Here is a 17699-nt window from a genome sequence, read left to right on the forward strand (position 1 = left end):
CAAAAAAAGCCCTGTCAGCATACTGGCGGGGCTTTTCTGTGCAAAGTTGGGGCCGCTTAGCCGCTTTTCTCCACCTGGCGCGTTTGGTGCATTCGCTCACTGAGCCGAGCAAACTGCGCCATCGACTGGCCCATAAACCGGCGCATGCGCTGCAGCTGCCCGAACCGAATGAGGGCGTGCGGGCTGGCAATGTAGCCGTAGCGAAACTCCAGCGTCACGAGACAGGAGCGCTGGTCGACGGCCTCGATAAAGCAGAACAGGAAGGAATTGGGAAATAGCCGGAATAGCGAGATTTTCTCAACGTACTCGATGCGGTCGGCGTCTTCGAAGCGCTGCACGGTCTGGAAGTCAATCTGCCCGCGGTTCAAGTTTACCTTGTAGCTGGTGCCTAGGCGGCCGGCTTTGGTCAGGTCATAGGTCACCTGGCTCACACCCGGCATCCAGTGGGCCCGCAGCCGGAAGTTGCTGAGCACGCGCAGGGCATAAGCGGCCGGCACGTGCAAGGTGCTCATCACCTTCAGGGCGTTGCCATCGGCGCCTCGGTGGCCCCGGTGGCTGCTGCCTTCTTCGTTGAGCAGCAGGCGCAGCGGCGACAGATACGCGTAGCGGTAGCAGATTTCGCCCAGATAGTCGTAGAGGCAGGTGCCGCGCAGCAGGCGCGTCCAGGAGAAGCTGCGGGCAATATCCGTGGCCGACTGCGTTTGCAGGTAGCCGTCGGAGAGCAGCACGTACTCGTTGCCGGTCACGTTGTTTTTCAGCAGGCGGTGCACCACAATCACGTCGCGGCCCATCAGCTTGGTGAATTGCCGGATCTGGGCCACGCTTACCTGCCCGAAATGCACGATGATCTTGATGGTCAGATCGTGGGAGCGCAGGGCCGCACTCAGCTCCGAGTCCAGGTCGCGCTCCACGAGGCGCACGTAGTTCTGGAAATCCAGGAAGATGCGCCGGCACTGGGTCACGACTTCCTGCACCGTGGGCGGCGGGCCCAGGCGGTAAAACAGAATGGCGTCGCCCTGAATTTCGCTGACTTCCATGTTCAGCGTGTTGGCTTCCACCAGTATTTCCAGCAGGTCGGCAATGAGCTGGGGCGCCAGCACGCTGCCCGACTCCTGAATAAAGCGGGTGAAGCCGCTGATATCGGGAATGAACAGCAGGGCGGGCACCATGCCGTCGTCGGCGGGGGCCACGGGCCCGGCTGCGGGCCGTTTGCCGGCCGCCCGGCGGGCAGTCCGTATATCATCCAGTACACCCATAGAAAAACCAGAGAGGAATCAGAAAGTAAGCTAGCGGCCTATACGCAAGCCAGAGAGAAGCAGGTTTGGGCTGTAGGTTGCTTTCCCGTTACCTTTGCCCTAATACTTGCCGCTGGCTGCGTAGTTCAACGGATAGAATAGGCGTTTCCTAAACGCTTGATATGGGTTCGATTCCCGTCGCGGCTACCACCAAAAACCCTGCTTGCTCCTAGTAAGCAGGGTTTCTTTTTGCCAGCCCACGACGATACGCATTTTGTAATATATTCAGAAAAGGCAAAGTTTTAAAGAGCACAACCAACGGTTTAGCGGGCTAAAAAAGCATTCCAACGACTAGCCCCGCCGTCCAACAACTTCCTGCTCCCAGGATAGTATACTGCTAACTACGCCTAAACGAGGCCCTTTGCCGGTTGCTATGTATTCCCTTGGGATGCTACCACGTGTTGGCAGCGCCCGGCCTCTGCTCTGTCCTGTCCTAGCCCCATCCTGATTTATCCGTATTGCCTGAATGCTACCAGTTAGTGAAAATGTGTTAGTACAGCGGCTCTACGCCCGGGATGAGGCAGCTATGACGCTGTTTTATGATAACTATGGCCATATTTTGTATAACGTTATCCTGCGAATCGTCCGCTCCGAGTCCCTGGCCGAGGACGCGCTGCAGGAAAGTATGGTGAAAATCTGGTCGTCTTTTGCTTCCTACGACGCCAACCGGGGCCGCCTCTTCACCTGGGCCCTGAATATCTGCCGCAACGCGGCTATCGATTGTATCCGGACCCGGCACTACCACGAGCGGCAGAAAACCCAGCCGTTGGAAAAAAGCGCCGCCTGCTACGAGATGGCCGCCTCCGGCTTCCAGCCCGAACACGTGGGCCTGCGGGAGCTGGTAATGTGCCTCAAGCCCAATGACCGCAAAATCATTGATCTGCTGTATTTCGGCGGCTTCACCCAGGCCGAAGTAGCCGATGAGCTGCAAGTACCGCTGGGCACCGTCAAAACCCGGGCCCGGGCCGCCATGCACGCGTTGGCGAAGGCCGCGCGCTAACTACCGCTTCTTACTGCTCCCGTCCCTGCTGTTTTGTCTGACAGTCAGGGTTCTTGGCGCGTCTTGCCGGTAGCAGCAATTGACTTTTGCAGTTTGCCTGGCCGGTGGTTTAGGCCCGTCCATACGCCGTCGGCAAGCGCGACAGGATAATAGATATGAATATTGCCAGAATACTATTAAAACTCGTTTTCTTTCCGCAAATTTGCTTCGCGCTCAGCTACGGGCGCGGTTCCTCTTGCTCTATTCGCTACTGCTTTCCTCCCAGCTGAATCAGCTGTTGCTGGCTCGGCGCTTACTACCACTGTTTTGCTTCTCAGGCTGCTTCCCCGCCCCGCTATTGCTATCTGTCTATCTACCCGCTGGTTCCTGGCTGGCACGCTTTCCTCTTCTGGCATAGTTCCGCGCTGCTAGGTGCTTATCCTGGCCGCCGCACCACCTTCTGCATACACCCTCCCGCGACATTTCACTTCAGCACTAACCCTCTAGTATGGGAATACCCTCTACTCACACCACACTTGCTTCCCGTCAACCTCGCCTTGCCTCCCGCCGCCATTGGCTGAAAGGCCTGAGCGCTTTACTTGGCACCAGCCTGCTATCGGCCCCTGCTGCCCTGCTGGCCGCTCCCGCGCCAGCCGCACCCGTGCCGGCCTCAGCGCTGGTGGGCGGTGAGGAGTACATTGGCATGGTACGAATGCTAGCTGATTTTGTTGTGCCCCAAGGCTGGGTCATCTGCGACGGGCGCGAGTTGCCCATCAGTCAGCACCCGGCCTTGTTTGCCATCATCGGCACTACCTACGGCGGCGACGGCACTACGACTTTCGCTCTGCCCGACGTGAGCGAAACCATGTTTCCGAAGCCGGCTGCAGCCGATACCACGCTCGAAAACGCTCCTACCCTGCCGGGCTGCCTGATTGCCATCAAGATAGCCAACGCGCCGGCTAGCGTCAGTGCCGGCACCGACCTGCGCCTGCTGCATCATTCCCGGTCCCGAGCCAGCCGCACTGCATAGGGCCGGCCCGACCACTTCCTTTCACTGCTTGATTTCGAAGGCCTGGGCACGGTGCCGGGGGCTTGTTCATCTACCTCAATTATACTTTCATGGATCCTTTTGTTGGCGAAATCCGCCTGGTAGCGCTCAACTTCGCCCCCCGCAACTGGTTTTTCTGCCAGGGGCAATTGCTGCCTATTCAGCAATACACAGCGCTGTTTTCGCTGTTAGGCGTCGCCTACGGCGGCGACGGCCGGACTACCTTCGCTCTACCCGATTTGCGTGGGCGTGCCGTTGTGGGCAAGGGCCAGGGACCAGGCTTGTCGGCGTATCCGCAGGGAAGCATAGTTGGTACGGAAGCCGTGACGCTGACGACCGCGCAGATGCCGGCGCACCTCCACACTCTCAGCGGCGGCACGGTGCCGGTTTCGGCTAATAACGGCACCCAGACCCAGCCTACGGGCAACTACTACGCCGCCAACTCGGTCGAGCAGTACGGGCAGGCTATAGCGGCCGGTGGGCAGATGGCCAGCACCATGCTGGCGGGCACTACGGGCATTACCGGGGGCGGCAACAGCCACGAAAACCGCATGCCCTACCTGGCGCTCAACTATATAATTGCCTACACGGGAATCTTCCCTCAGCGCCCATAACTGCGCACGATCTTTCTTCCCTTCTACTTTAAGCCACCTTCTATACCATGGCAACACCCTACATAGGCGAAATTCGCACCGTTGGCTTCCCTTTTGCCCCCGTTGGCTGGCTACCTTGTGATGGTAGCCTGCAGGCCATTTCTAATTACGAGCCTCTGTTCTACGTAATCGGCACCACCTACGGCGGCGACGGCCAGAACACCTTTGCCCTGCCCAATCTGCAAAGCCGGATAGTACCGGGCGCCCAGGCCGGCCAGCCCGGCCCCGGTCTCTCGACCTACCAGCCGGGCCAAACGGGCGGCTCCGAAAATGTGACGCTGATAGCCACCCAGCTTCCGCCCCACACGCACCCCTTCTCGTCGCCGATCGGGGCTACCACGGCCGGCACCGCCAGCAACACGCCCGCTGCCAACCTGCCGGGCCCCAGCTCTGCCGCCCTCTACTCCGACACGGCCACGGCCGGCCGGAACCTGGCCGCCAATGCCGTAACCGGCCAAACGCAGGGAGCCGGCAGCAGCCAGTCGCACCCGAACATTCAGCCCGTACTGGCGCTGAACTACATCATCTGCACGGAGGGCATCTTCCCGCCGCAGCCCTAGCCCGCAGCAGCTACTGCGCTTGTCTTTCACCTGACTTTGCTTTCTACTGTCTCATGGACGAACCATATCTCGGCGAGATTCGCCCCGTTACCATCCCTTACGCCCCCAAGGGCTGGTATTTCTGCAATGGCCAGCTGCTTTCCATTCAGCAAAACCAGGCACTGTTTTCGTTGCTCGGCACTACTTACGGCGGCAACGGCACCACTACCTTCGCCCTGCCCGACCTGCGCAGCCGCATTCCAGTTGGGGCGGGCCAGGCTCCCGGCCTCAGCAACTATGTACTGGGCCAGGTAGGCGGCCAGGAATCGGTGGCGCTGCAGGCGGCGCAGATGCCCCAGCACGTGCACCCTTTCACGGGGTCTTTGCAAACCTCTCCCGACCAGGACGAAGGCAACCCCAACCTGCAGCTGCCCGCCATCGGCACGTTGAGCCAGTACAGCAACGGCGCCAATAACACGGCCATGGGCGGCACCATTTCGGGTGCGACTACCACCGCCGGAGGTGGGCAGCCGCACGAAAACCGCATGCCCTACCAGGCCCTCAACTACGTCATTGCCTACCAAGGCATATTCCCTTCCCGCAGCTAGCTTTCCGCCCCACCGGCAACTGTTCGCCCGGTTGCAAGCAATACTAATAATCCTACCGTGTCAATGCGCTTAGCCATTATCATCAGCAGCCGTCTGGGCTGGCCCGTGCTGCAAGACCTGACTGCTCAGGGCGTCGTGGCCGGGGTAGCCGTGCCCGCCAGTGGGCGCGACGAGTCGGCGGAGCTGGGCGAGCTGCTCGCGCAGGGTGGCACCACGCCGCAGTGGCTGACCCAGGCCGGCCTGGCGGACGAGCTGACGGCCTGGGTGGCTGAGCTGCAGCCTACGGCCGTGCTGGTGCTGATGTTTCCGTGGCGCATTCCGGCGGCCGTGCTGTCCCTGCCGCCCCAGGGATTCATCAACTTTCACTTTGCCGCGCTGCCCGGCTACCGGGGGCCGGAGCCCACGTTCTGGCAGATCAGCCGGGGCGAGGCCGCCGGGGCAGTTACGGCCCACCGCATGGAGGCCGGCTTCGATACCGGGCCGGTACTGGTGGCCACGCCCGTTCCCATCGGCCCCCACGACACGCATGGCATTCACCGGGCCCAGCTAGCCATGGCTGCTGTGGGCGTAGGCCGCCAGCTGCTGGCCGGCCTGCGCGGAGAAACGCCCCTGCCCGACCAGCCCCAGGACGAAGCAGCCGCCCGCTACTGGCCCCGCCCCGCCCTGGCCGACCTGTGCATCGACTGGCAGGCGCCGGCCGAGACAATCAGCCGCCTGGTGCGGGCCGCTAACCCCTGGAACCGCGGCGCCCTGGCCACGGTGCGCGGCCAGCCTCTGCGGGTGCTGAGCGTGCTGGTGCGGCCCGGGACGGTACCAGCTCCTCCCGGCACCATTGTGCTGGCCGCGCCCGACCAGGGCCTGCTGGTGACTTGCGGCGCGGGCCAGCTCCTCCAGCTCGATATCGTGGCCCTCGACGAAGGCTACTTTACGGGTGCCCAGCTGGCCGGCATGGGCGTGCAAGCCGGCGAAGTGCTCGGGAGCCTTCTCCAGACACCAGCTCCGCAACCAGCCTGACGAAAGATACCATCAACACAGTGCAGCAGTTGCTGAAAACCAATATCACTGCGGTGGTGCGTGGGTAAGCTTACCGCTTCGTCCGCCGCCCGCAGCACCAGACCACCGGGACTACTTACTAGAATCCCCGCCGCCGAATTTTTAAGCTTTTTTCCGCATCTCTTAACCCACTGTCTCATGAGACAACGAATACTCTTACTACTACTGCTGCTGAACGCCTTGAGTGCGTGGGCGCAGGTGCCGAGGACTGAGTCGTTTGAAACCGAAGGCAACAACGTTGCTGGTCGCTACACCTCCAACACCTTCACCCAGGGCAACAACAATTTCTCGTTCCGCTCGACTTACACGCAGGGCACGACGCCAGCGGGCTTCAACACCACCTCGTCGCGGCTTTCTGGTATCGATGGAAGCTACTTCTGGGCTTCCGAAGGCGTAAAAAACTCGGCTCCTCTTGCCGGGAAAGCGGCTCGCGTGCAGCTCACCCCAACGACGATAACCGGCTTCAACAACCTGAAGGTAACGGTATTGCTGGCCGACCCGCAGGGGCCGGGCTCGGTGGGAGGACTACCCCGCTGGGAGCGGGACGACACTATCCGCATCAGCGCCCGCGTCAACGGGGGCACCAATCCTACCTGGGTGACCATCGGCCAGTTTGTGGGGGATGACTCGGACACGGGCAACAACACCGGCTACCTGCGCCGGGACGTGGGACTGGACGGCATTTCGACCAACGACCCCGCCTCCGGAACCAACGTGGGTCAGCTCACGACGACGCTGACGCCCTTTACCTTCGACGTAATCGGCACCGGCACGACGCTGGATGTGCGCATTGATATTGCGCAGACCGGCAACAGTGAGGAATTTGCCTTTGACAAGATCATGATTACGGGTACTGCCAGCACCAACGTTGCGCCGGTATTGGCCAACATAGAGGGTACCAGCCTGACCTATAATGAAGGATTTCCCGCCACGGTTATCACCAGCAACCTGACCGTATCGGATGCGGATAACACAACGCTGACCAGCGCCCGGGTGCGGATATCCGGCAACTTCAATGCGGCGGAAGATGTACTTGCCTTCACGGGTACCGCTGCTACGGGCAATATTGTAGCCAGCGCCTTCGACGTAACTACCGGTACACTGACGCTGACATCAGCCAACTCGACGGCCACCCTGGCTCAGTGGCAGAACGCGCTACGCGCGGTGACCTACCAGAACACCGATATTGTTGATGCGTCGGAACTGACGCGCACAGTGGGCTTCTCGGTGACGGACCCGGCGGGCAATACCACGGCCGCCGTTACCCGCACCATTACGATTAACACGGCCCTGGACGCGGCTTCTACGCCGCCCTACATCGAGGACTTCACCACCGACGGCGAAGGCACCCGCTACGCCTCCAACGACTTCACGGCGCAAAGCAACACGACCACCTTCCGGCGCACCAACGTGACGCCCTACGCTGGTCTGGCCGCCCCGGTAACGTTTACCAACATCAGCCCCTCCGCGGGCAGCTTCTACTTCTATGGCAGCGGCGTGAGCAACCCGTCGAGCCCGAACACGCCCAAAACGGCTTACTGGCAGACCAAGAAGATTAACGCCACCACCTACGCCAACCTGCAGTTTCAGATTCGGCTGGGCGCCAGCAGCACCTGGCTGCGCAGCAGCTTCATCAAGCTGTATTACCGCACCGGCAACGGCACCGGCCCCTGGGTGATTTTCAGCTCGTTCCGGAGCACCGACCAGGCCAGCTCGACCAACCAGACGCCCCTGAAGCAGGATGCCAACCCCAACGACCTGAGCACCGCGCCCACCGGCACAACGCTGACCACGGCCCTGCAGAACTTCACGTTTGCCCTGCCTGCGGCCCTGAACGGCCAGATCGTCGACTTCCGTCTGGAAGCCGAAGGCCCCAACGGCAACGAAGAGCTTGCCTTCGACCTGGTACAGGTAAGTGGTACGCAGATCCTGCCGCCGACTGTAACTACGGCCACCCCGGCCACCGTTACGACCACCAGCGCAGTGCTGGGCGGCAACGTAACGGCCGACGGCGGCGCGACCGTGACGGAGCGGGGTGTAGTATACAGCTCTACCAACACGACGCCCACAACCGCCGATACCAAAGATACCAACGGGAATAGCACCGGTTCTTTTTCGGAGACGATTTCAGGCCTGACGCCCGGCACCCGCTACTACGTCCGGGCCTACGCCATCAACTCGGCCGGCACCGCCTACGGCAGCGTGCTGAACTTCACTACCACGCCCACTGCGCCGGTAGTAACGGCTCCGGCGAATGGCAGCATCGTAAACACGACTACGCCGACCTACCTGGGCACGGCATTAGCAAATTCGACGGTAACGGTATCTGTGGATGGTGTGGCACTGTCCACCACCACGACGGCCAATGCCACCGGCGACTGGACCCTTGTTCAGCCTACGGCGCTGGCCCAGGGCAGCCATACGGTGCGCGCTACGGCAGCCATCAACGGGTCGGCCAGCAGCGCCAACTCGAACACGAACACCTTCACGGTAGACGCGGTACGGCCCACGGTAGTTGTCAGCTCCACAGCAGGAGCTTCCGGCAGCACGACCAACACCTCGCCTATTCCCTTCACGGTCACGTTCTCGGAAACCGTGACCGGCTTTGTGGCCGGTGATGTGACGGTGGGCAACGGTACGATTTCGGCCTTCTCCGGCTCGGGTGCCAGCTACAGCTTCAACGTGACGCCAACGACTCCCGGCACCGTCACGACGGTGAACGTGCCCGCCAGCGTGGCCCAGGACGCAGCCGGCAACTTTAACACCACCGCTACCCAGTTCTCCATTACCTACAACCAGCCTTCAGCTACCGTCGTTTCGGTGACGCGCCTGACGCCTTCGCCCACGGCCACGACGCAGGTGAGCTACCGGGTTGTCTTCTCGGCTAGCGTGACGGGTATAACCGTCAATAACTTTAACGTGACGACCAGTGGCCTGACGGGCACCGGCATCAGCAGCGTAGTGGGCTCAGGCTCGACGTACACGGTGGCGGTCAATACGGGCACCGGTAGCGGCACCCTGCGGCTGAACGTGCAGAACAGTACCGGCATGACGCCGACGGTGACCAACGTGCCCTACACCAGCGGCGAACAGTATACCATCACCAAGAGCTTCGCGGCAGCTCCGCAGCTGACCCTGCGCGGTGCGGGCTCGGCCAGTGGCAGCTTCAACGACGTGACAGCCTTCGTGGACGGGGTGCAGGTGCTGCAAGGCGGAACGACCTTTGCGGCCGGGCTCTCCAACAGCAGCTTTGAAACCAACAACGTAGGGGCCAACGGCTTTCAATACGCTGCCACGGTAGTGGCGGCGCCCTGGACTTTCAGCGGGAATACCGGGGTATCACGCAACAACAGCGGCTTTGGGTCTACCGCAGCGCAGGGTGATGCTGTCGGAATTCTGCAAACATTTGGTGGTAACGGGGGCAGTATTGCCCAGAACCTAGCCGTGCCCACGGGCAGCTACCAGGTGAATTTTCAAACCATTCAGCGCAACAACAACGGCCCGAGTGACCAAGTGGTGAATGTGTTCCTTAACGACGGAACGAACGACGTGTTCCTAGGCACCATTGAGCCCCTGTCAAATAGTACGTACACCCCCTTCACCTCGGCTACCTTCGCTGTGACGGCCCCGGCCCTGACGGCCACCATCAGCAGCACAGCCGGCGCCTCGGGCAGCACGACCGGCGTAGCGCCGATACCGTTTACGGTGACGTTCTCGCAGAGCGCCACGGGCTTCACGGCTTCCGATGTGACGGTGGGCAACGGTACCGTTTCGGACTTCTCCGGCTCGGGCACGGTGTATACTTTCAACGTGAATCCCGCCGCCAACGGCGCCGTGACGGTAAACGTACCAGCCAATAGCGCCGTGGACGCCAATAATACCGGCAACACGGCCGCCACCCAGTTTACCATCAACTACCTGCAGCCAGTAACGGCCGCCCCGGTGGTGACGGCACCAGCCAACGGCAGCCTGATAAACACGGCCACGCCAACCTACACCGGCACGGCCCCAGCCGGCTCGACGGTACGGGTCTACGTGGACGGTACGACCATGGGCAGTGTTACGGCCAATGGCACCGGCAACTGGTCCATTACCCAGACGCCGGCCATAACTCAGGGCTCTCACACGGTGTATGCCACGGCTCAGACCACCGGCTCAGCCGTCAGCGCCAACTCGAACACGAACACCTTCACGGTAGACGCGGTACGGCCAGCGGTTGCCATCAGCAGTTCGGCCGGCGCCAGCGGCAGCACGACCAACACCTCGCCTATTCCCTTCACGGTAACCTTCTCGGAAACCGTGACCGGCTTCGTGGCCGGTGATATAACGGTGAACAACGGTACGATTTCGGGCTTCTCCGGCTCGGGCACGACGTATACCTTCAACGTGACGCCAGCGACTCCAGGCGCCGTCACCACGGTCAACGTGCCCGCCAACGTGTCTCAGGATGCGGCTGGCAACTTCAACACCGCTGCTACCCAGTTCTCCATCACGCTTGCTAGCCCGGCCGTGTACACCAGCAGCACCGCCGACCATCCCACAACTCAGAGCGTATTGCCAGGCAGCACCAACCAGGTAATGCTGCGCCTAGCCGTTACCATCGGCGGCGGCACCGGCACACCTCTGAGCACCCAGTCGCTCTCGTTTACCACCACTGGTACTACGGCCCCCGCCGATATCGACGCGGCCCGCGTGTACTACACGGGTACCAGCGGCAGCTTCGCTACCACCACGCCCTTCGGCAGCGCGGTAGCCAATCCGAATGGCGCCTTCGCCGTCACGGGTACGCAGCAGCTGGCTACTGGAGTCAACTACTTCTGGCTGGTATATGATGTGGCTGCCAACGGAACAGCAGGCAACGTGCTCGATGCGACCGTGCCCAGCCTGACCATCAGCGGCACTGTGTATAATCCGACCAACCCTGCTCCTACGGGCAACCGCCAGATTGTGCGGGCCAGCCGGGTTGCAGGCACTGCCCTGCGCTTCGTCGGGAATGCTACGCCGGGCTATGCCGACTTCAGCGCCAGCACCACCCCGGCGCCGCTGCTGAACACCGGCACGAACGGCGCTTACTCGCAGGTTGCCTGGATCAAGCCCGCCATTGGCACGGGTAGCACTAATTACTACGTGCTGGGCAACGGTATCGGCAACTCGGCCGCGCCTTACCTCTACGTGACCGGCAACGGCCGCGTAGGAGCAGGCTTCGGCACCGGCACTGCCACAGTAAACCGGGAAACCAGCCCCAATACCATTACGAGCAATGAGTGGCACCACGTAGCAGCTACCTACAACGGCAGCACGCTGACTATCTACCTCGACGGCGAATCGGTACTTAGCACCAGTGCCAGCGGCACCCCGACCGGCACCCGCGTCAACTTCGTGGGCAACGTGGCCGCTGCCAGCAGCGCCAACTTCCCCGGCGACATCGACGAGATTAGCCAGTGGACGCGGACGCTGCCCCAGGCAGAGCTCCGCCGCATGCGCCACCTCACGCTCAGCGGTACGGAAACGAACTTGGTGTCGTACCTGCAGTTCAACGACAACGGCACCACGACCACCGACATTATCAGCAACGCGGTGGGGACGCTGACGGGCGCCACGCGCGTGACGAGCACCGCCGCGGTGGGCTCCGGCACCAGCAACCTGCAGGTGGTAGCGGCCAACACGACCTACCCCTTCGCGGGCACCAACGTCAGCATGGCCTTCACGGGCGTGACGGGCAGCTCCGAAACCGTTGTATTCCGCCTCGATGGCAAGCCCCTGGGCACCCAGCCTACAGCCACTGGTCTGAATACGACCTACACGCCGGCTTACTGGATTGTGGACAAGTATGCGGGTGGCACTTTTACCTCGGCTAACGTGACATATACGCTCACGGCCGCCGACATCAGCGCCGCTGATGCCGCTACCCCCGCCAACCTGAAGCTGTTCAAGCGCGGCAGCAACGCCGACGGAGCCTTCGAGGCCCCGATTTCGGCTACGGCGGCCAACGCGGCAGCTGGCACGGTGAGCTTCCCTGTTACCTCGTTCAGCCAGACCGTTATCGGCACCTTCGGCAGTTCCCCGCTGCCCGTGGAGCTGACCGAGTTTACGGCCGAGTTGCAGGGTGAGGATGTGCTGTTGCGCTGGGCTACGGCCTCGGAGCTCAACAACGCCCGCTTCGACATCGAAAGCAGCGCCGATGGCAAGGTATTCCGCAAGATTGGCAGCGTGGAAGGCCGTGGCACTACTACTCAGGCTACCCGCTACAAAGCCACCGACCTGAACGTGGCCCGCTACGCCGCCGAGCGGGTTTACTACCGCCTGCGCCAGGTAGATACCGACGGCACCAGCTCCCTCTCCCCCGTTCGCACGGTGAAGATGAGCACGCCGGAGGGTCTGTATGTGCAACTATACCCCAACCCGTCGCATCCGGCTGAAGCACTCACGCTGCTGGTGCGCACGGGCCAGGCCGGCCCCGTAAGCTGGCAGCTCATCGACGTGCTGGGCCGCGTACTGCGTCAGGAAACCAACGTAGTGCTGCCCGCCGGCACCACCAGCGCACCGCTGTCGGCCGACGAGCTGCCCGTGGGCGTGTACCTACTCAAGCTTCAGCAAGGCAACAAGCACGTCATGCAAAAGCTGGTGCGGGAATAAGCCGGTTCGGCGACTCTTACGCCACCCCATAAAAAAAGCCCCCTGAGTTTTCAGGGGGCTTTTTTTATGGGCCGCTACGGCAAGGTGCTTACTCTGGTAGCAGGCCGCTGCTGACGGCGAACTTGATGAGGGCGGCGGTGTTTTTAGCCTGGGTTTTCTCGATGATGTTCTGGCGGTGGGTTTCGATGGTGCGCTTGCTGGTGAAGAGCTTGTCGGCAATTTCGGCGTTGGTCAGCCCCTCGGCAATGAGCTGCAGCACTTCCAGCTCCCGCTTCGACAGCGTGCTGCCACCCCGGGTGGCTTCGGTGCCGGCCTGCTCCGGGCTCTGAAACTTGCGCAGCAGCCCGATACCGATGGCCGTGCACAGAAAAGGCTGACCGGCGGCCACTGTATTCAGGGCATAAATTAACTCGCTGCGGCCCGTGTTTTTGAGCGTGTAGCCCAGGGCTCCCGCGTCGAGGGCCTGGGCCACGTACCGCTCGTGGTCGAGCATGGAGAGCACCAGCACCCGCAGCTGCGGATATTGCTCGCGCAGAGCATCCAGAGTGGCAAAGCCATCCATGCCGGGCATGTTCAGGTCCAGCAGCACCACATCGGCGGGGGTAGTGGGCAGCATGGCCAGCAACTCCTCGCCGTTGCCAGCCTCTCCCACCACTTCCAGGTCGGGCTCTTCGCGCAGCAACGAGCGAATACCATCCCGGATAATGGCGTGGTCGTCGGTAAGAATAATTCGAATCATGGCAGAGACTAACGGCGACACATTTCATTCCCAAGGCGGGCAAAATTCGGCTGCTGCCCGCTGGCTTCCTTTTCTAAGGGTGTCCGTGACGAATACGCGGATTTTAGAGCAGGCGTTTACCCTGGTCCGTTCCCTGGCCCCCTCCCGGGTAGGCACTTGGCAGCTGCCGGATGACGACAGACAACAATATTACGGTCTTAACCAGGCCAAACCAGTGGTGCTGTTACAAAAGCCGTATTTATAGCGGGGCGGAGTTGGACAGCTGTGCAGCGGGATATTCCATCCGTATTAATACGCAATACCCTACTTACCTGCCAGCGCTAAGGCGTTAGTGCCCAGCACTGGACAAAATCATAAGTGGATTCATTTTTGTGCTTTTCCGAATACTGACGCGGAGCACTGAACGGCTTGGCTGCCTCGGCCTGTTAGCACTCTATCATTTTGGCTATCCTTCTTTTCCCGCTCTGTATGACACGCATAATTCTCGCCGATGACCACACCATTTTGCGACAGGGTATCCGGACTATGCTGGCGGCTGAACCCGATTTTGAGGTGGTAGCAGAAGCCGGCACCGGCCAGCAGCTGCTGGACTTACTGGCGGCCACGGCGGTGGAGGTAATTGTGCTGGACCTGACCATGCCCGACATGGATGGCTTCACGGTGCTGCCCAAGCTGCGGGCGCAATACCCCGACGTCAACGTGCTGGTGCTGTCCATGCTCGAACATGAGCGGTACGTGGCCCAAGCCCTCGACGCGGGAGCGAAAGGTTACGTGCTGAAGAACGCGGCTATTTCGGAAATCATCCACGGAATCCGGACGGTAGCGCTGGGGCGGCCGTTTCTTTGCACCGAAATCGGCCTCGAAACCCTGCGTAAACTCACCCTGAACCTTTCCGACAAGCTCTACCACAGCCACGACCAGCACCCGGCGGAGCTGTCGGGGCGGGAGCTGGAAGTGCTGCAGCTCATTGCCGAGGGGCTGACCAACGCCGAAATTGCCGACAAGCTCTTCACCAGCAAGCGCACCATCGAAACCCACCGCCAGAACATCATCGAGAAAACCCAGGCTAAAAACACCGCCGCCCTCATCAAGTTCGCCGTCAATCAGGGGCTGGTGAAATAAGGCCTGGCAGAGGCCGCACGGCCCGCGGCGCGGCTGCGGCAGTGCCCGCCGAAATGGCAGCGGCACCACTACCGATTTACCCGGTTATTACTACGGATTTTTGCTCCCGCATAAATGCGGATACAGCCGTAGTACTGTCTGCCGCATGGCTAGCCGCAGCGGGTATAAGAGGCTTACAGCCAGAGTTGAACCTTTTGCCGGAAATATTCCCCTGCTGTGCTTACAAGGTGGCCAGAATAGGATATAGAATAGATAAGTGCAACCTGCTTGCCACATTTCTCGCATGTAGTAGGAAGTTCGGTTCACCTCATTCCTATCCTGCCCCGCCCATGCCCAGCCGTAAGAAGAAAACCATCAGCTCACCCGACTCCCATCGTCAGACCTGTCCCATTCCTAAAGGCACTCTGATTGCCGTCGGGGGCCACGAAAACAAGGGCGAGGCGCCGGAAAAAGGCTCGAATCAGGCGAACAACCGCAATTTCGTACCTGACGGCATCCTCACCCGCTTCGTGGAAGAGCTGACCGGCAACGACCCGCTGATTGTCGTCATTCCCACGGCTTCATCGGTGCCCGAAGAGGCAGCGCACGACTACCACGAGGTGTTTGGCCGCCTGGGGGTAAGCCGGGTTGAAACGCTCAACATTCAGGACCGGACCGCCGCCAACGAAGAGAATGCCCTGAAGCTGGTAGACGAGGCCGCCGGCTTCTGGTTTACGGGTGGCGACCAGCTGCGCCTGACGGCCATTCTGGGGGGTACCCAGCTGCTGCAGCGCCTCAAGGAGCGCTACACCTACGAGCCCATCGTCATCGGGGGCACCAGCGCCGGGGCCTCGGCCATGTCGACGCCCATGATTTATGAGGGCCGCAACGATGCCGGCATGCGCAAGGGTGAAATTGCCATTACGACCGGCCTGCAGTTCCTGCACGACGTAGCCATCGACACCCATTTCATTGCCCGGGGCCGCATCGTGCGCATGGCCCAGATTATTGCCACCAACCCTACCTGCCTGGGAGTGGGTCTGGAAGAAGACACGGCCGTCGTGGTGCGCGAGGGCTACAAGCTGGAAGTCATCGGCAGCGGCATCGTTACTATTCTGGAGGGCAGCAGCTGCACGGCCACCAACATCTACGACATCACGCCCGAGACGCCTTTTTCCATCCGCGACCTGGTGCTGCACTTCCTGGCCGCCGGCGAGGAATATGAGCTGCCCACCCCACCCGAAATGCACCGGTAAGCTCAACAGGAGCAGCTATCTAGGCAACCTGCGGGTGAGTTGGGCCCGTAGTACCGGTTCCAACTAACCCCATTTTGTATGCAACGCACTTCCGCCGCTACGCTCTCGTCGTGGCTGGGTACCGGCCCGGCCCTGCCTACTTTTTCCCCCCTTACCAAGCCGGCCCAAACCGATGTAGTGGTGGTGGGCGGTGGCATTGCGGGCCTCACCACGGCCTACCTGCTGCTGCGCGCGGGCCAAAAGGTGATAGTGCTGGAAAGCGGCGAGCTGGGCAGTGGCGAAACCGGCCGCACCACCGCCCACCTCTCCAATGCCCTCGATGACCGCTACACGCGCCTGGAGCAGCTCTTTGGCAAGGATGGAGCCCGCCTGGCCGCCGAAAGTCACGGCAGTGCCATCGACCAGATCGAGAAAATAGTGCTGGAAGAGAAAATCGACTGCGACTTCACCCGGCTGGATGGCTACCTGTTTCTGCCCAAAGACGGCAAGCCCAAGGAGTTGGACGAGGAACTGGAAGCCGCCCACCGCGCCGGTCTGACGGGCGTGCAGCGCCTGGCTGACTCCCCCACCAAAGGCTTCCGGACGGGCGAGTGTTTGATGTTTCCCAACCAGGGCCAGTTCCACATTCTGAAGTACCTGCGCGGCCTCACCGAGGCCATTGTGCGGCTTAAGGGCCAGATCTATACCCACTCCCACGTGGCGGAAGTGAAGGGCGGCACCGATGCTACTGTGACGGTGGCTACCGGCGCTACTGTGACGGCCAAAGCGGTGGTAATGGCGACCAATACGCCCGTCAACGACCGGGTAGTGATGCACACCAAACAGGCGCCTTACCGCACCTACGCCATCGGGGCCCGGATTCCGAAGGGCGCCGTGACCCTGGCCCTGTACTGGGACACGCCCGACCCCTATCACTACATCAGGCTGCAGGAAGTGACGGAAGGCCCCCGCGGCGGCACGCCCACCTACGACCTGCTGATCGTGGGCGGCGAAGACCACAAAGTCGGGCAGGGCGACCCCGAGGAAAGCCTGCGCTGCCTGGAAGAATGGACCCGGGAGCATTTTCCCATGGTGCAGAGCGTGGACTACCGCTGGTCGGGGCAGGTGCAGGAGCCCAGCGACAGCCTGGGCTATGCCGGCCCCAACCCCCTGGACAAGGAAAACGTGTACATCATCACCGGCGACTCGGGCCACGGCATGACGCACAGCACGCTCGGGGCCATGATTATTACCGACCTGATCAAGGGCCAAAAAAATCCCTGGGCTGAGCTTTACGACCCCGGCCGCATCACGCTGAAACCGGCCGCTGCCTATGAGTTTGTGCGCGAAAACGTGAACGTGGCCCTGGAGTACACCGAGCTGCTCACCGGCGGCGACGTATCGAAGGAAGAGGAAATCAAGCCCGGCAGCGGAGCGGTGTTGCGCGAGGGCATCACGAAGGTGGCCGTGTACCGCGACGAAAAAGGCCAGACACACAAGTGCTCGGCCATTTGCCCCCACCTGGGCTGCGTGGTGCACTGGAACGGGCTGGAAAACAGCTGGGACTGCCCCTGCCACGGCTCCCGCTTCGACGCGCTGGGCAAGCTGCTCATTGGTCCCGCCAACAGCAATCTGGCCCCGGTTGATGAGCCGGCCGGGTAGACTCCGGCAGACTTGGACGCGCGGCACTGATTCCGTATAAATTCGGCCTACAAAGGGGTATTTACCTCCTATCCGAGCCTATTCCCCAGGTGTATCTTTGCCGGAGTTCCTCTCTTTGCTGTAGCCAACCCTGCGGTGAAAGGAAACATAA

The 17699-nt window shown here is 61.5% G+C and carries 13 protein-coding genes and 1 tRNA gene; 12 read left to right on the top strand and 2 right to left on the bottom strand.

All coding sequences use genetic code 11. The annotated features are described in order from the left end of the window. Positions 1 to 56 precede the first annotated feature (56 nt). Complete coding sequence (locus LGH70_RS02505; RefSeq protein ID WP_226182358.1) at positions 57 to 1256, bottom strand: DUF2652 domain-containing protein; 1200 nt, start codon at positions 1254 to 1256, stop codon at positions 57 to 59. A 114-nt stretch (positions 1257 to 1370) separates the two neighbouring features. On the opposite strand from LGH70_RS02505, the gene LGH70_RS02510 reads away from it, so the two are divergent. From LGH70_RS02510 to LGH70_RS02545, 8 genes are all read left to right on the top strand, one after another. Further along, positions 1371 to 1445: transfer RNA gene (locus LGH70_RS02510), tRNA-Arg, on the top strand. A 316-nt stretch (positions 1446 to 1761) separates the two neighbouring features. Continuing rightward, positions 1762 to 2295 carry an RNA polymerase sigma factor gene (locus LGH70_RS02515; RefSeq protein ID WP_431357413.1) on the top strand — a complete coding sequence of 178 codons (534 nt, stop codon included), beginning with the start codon at positions 1762 to 1764 and terminating at the stop codon, positions 2293 to 2295. Positions 2296 to 2782: 487 nt separating this feature from the next. Then, a complete protein-coding gene (locus LGH70_RS02520) occupies positions 2783 to 3304 on the top strand; it encodes a phage tail protein (protein WP_226182362.1) in 522 nt (173 codons plus the stop codon). A gap of 89 nt (positions 3305 to 3393) precedes the next feature. After that, complete coding sequence (locus LGH70_RS02525; protein ID WP_226182364.1) at positions 3394 to 3936, top strand: phage tail protein; 543 nt, start codon at positions 3394 to 3396, stop codon at positions 3934 to 3936. A gap of 47 nt (positions 3937 to 3983) precedes the next feature. Next, complete coding sequence (locus tag LGH70_RS02530; RefSeq protein WP_226182366.1) at positions 3984 to 4535, top strand: phage tail protein; 552 nt, start codon at positions 3984 to 3986, stop codon at positions 4533 to 4535. Positions 4536 to 4588: 53 nt separating this feature from the next. Then, a complete protein-coding gene (locus LGH70_RS02535; protein WP_226182368.1) occupies positions 4589 to 5122 on the top strand; it encodes a phage tail protein in 534 nt (177 codons plus the stop codon). A gap of 57 nt (positions 5123 to 5179) precedes the next feature. Further along, complete coding sequence (locus tag LGH70_RS02540; protein WP_348533731.1) at positions 5180 to 6136, top strand: methionyl-tRNA formyltransferase; 957 nt, start codon at positions 5180 to 5182, stop codon at positions 6134 to 6136. 177 nt (positions 6137 to 6313) lie between these two features. After that, positions 6314 to 12811, top strand: a complete 6498-nt coding sequence (locus LGH70_RS02545) for an Ig-like domain-containing protein (RefSeq protein WP_226182370.1) — start codon at positions 6314 to 6316, stop codon at positions 12809 to 12811. Between the two features lie 88 nt (positions 12812 to 12899). Here the strand turns inward: LGH70_RS02545 and LGH70_RS02550 are convergent, their stop codons facing one another. After that, the gene (locus tag LGH70_RS02550) at positions 12900 to 13550 is read right to left on the bottom strand and encodes a response regulator (protein WP_226182371.1); all 651 of its coding nucleotides are present in this window, start codon (positions 13548 to 13550) and stop codon (positions 12900 to 12902) included. Here LGH70_RS02550 and LGH70_RS02555 point away from each other — a divergent pair. The 4 genes from LGH70_RS02555 to LGH70_RS02570 all read left to right on the top strand — a co-directional run bounded on the left by LGH70_RS02555 (position 13549) and on the right by LGH70_RS02570 (position 17548). After that, positions 13549 to 13794 (top strand): hypothetical protein, encoded by a 246-nt coding sequence (locus tag LGH70_RS02555; protein ID WP_226182373.1) that lies wholly within the window; start codon positions 13549 to 13551, stop codon positions 13792 to 13794. The two genes, LGH70_RS02550 and LGH70_RS02555, sit on opposite strands and share 2 nt — an antisense overlap. A gap of 224 nt (positions 13795 to 14018) precedes the next feature. Further along, a complete protein-coding gene (locus LGH70_RS02560; protein WP_226182375.1) occupies positions 14019 to 14672 on the top strand; it encodes a response regulator in 654 nt (217 codons plus the stop codon). Positions 14673 to 15001: 329 nt separating this feature from the next. Continuing rightward, on the top strand, positions 15002 to 15907 hold the full coding sequence (locus LGH70_RS02565; RefSeq protein WP_226182377.1) for a cyanophycinase: 906 nt from the start codon (positions 15002 to 15004) through the stop codon (positions 15905 to 15907). Between the two features lie 78 nt (positions 15908 to 15985). Continuing rightward, entirely contained in the window at positions 15986 to 17548 is a 1563-nt protein-coding gene (locus LGH70_RS02570; RefSeq protein ID WP_226182379.1) for an FAD-dependent oxidoreductase, read from the top strand. Positions 17549 to 17699: the final 151 nt, after the last annotated feature.

It is taken from the genome of Hymenobacter nitidus (assembly GCF_020447315.1).
Taxonomy (GTDB): domain Bacteria; phylum Bacteroidota; class Bacteroidia; order Cytophagales; family Hymenobacteraceae; genus Hymenobacter; species Hymenobacter nitidus.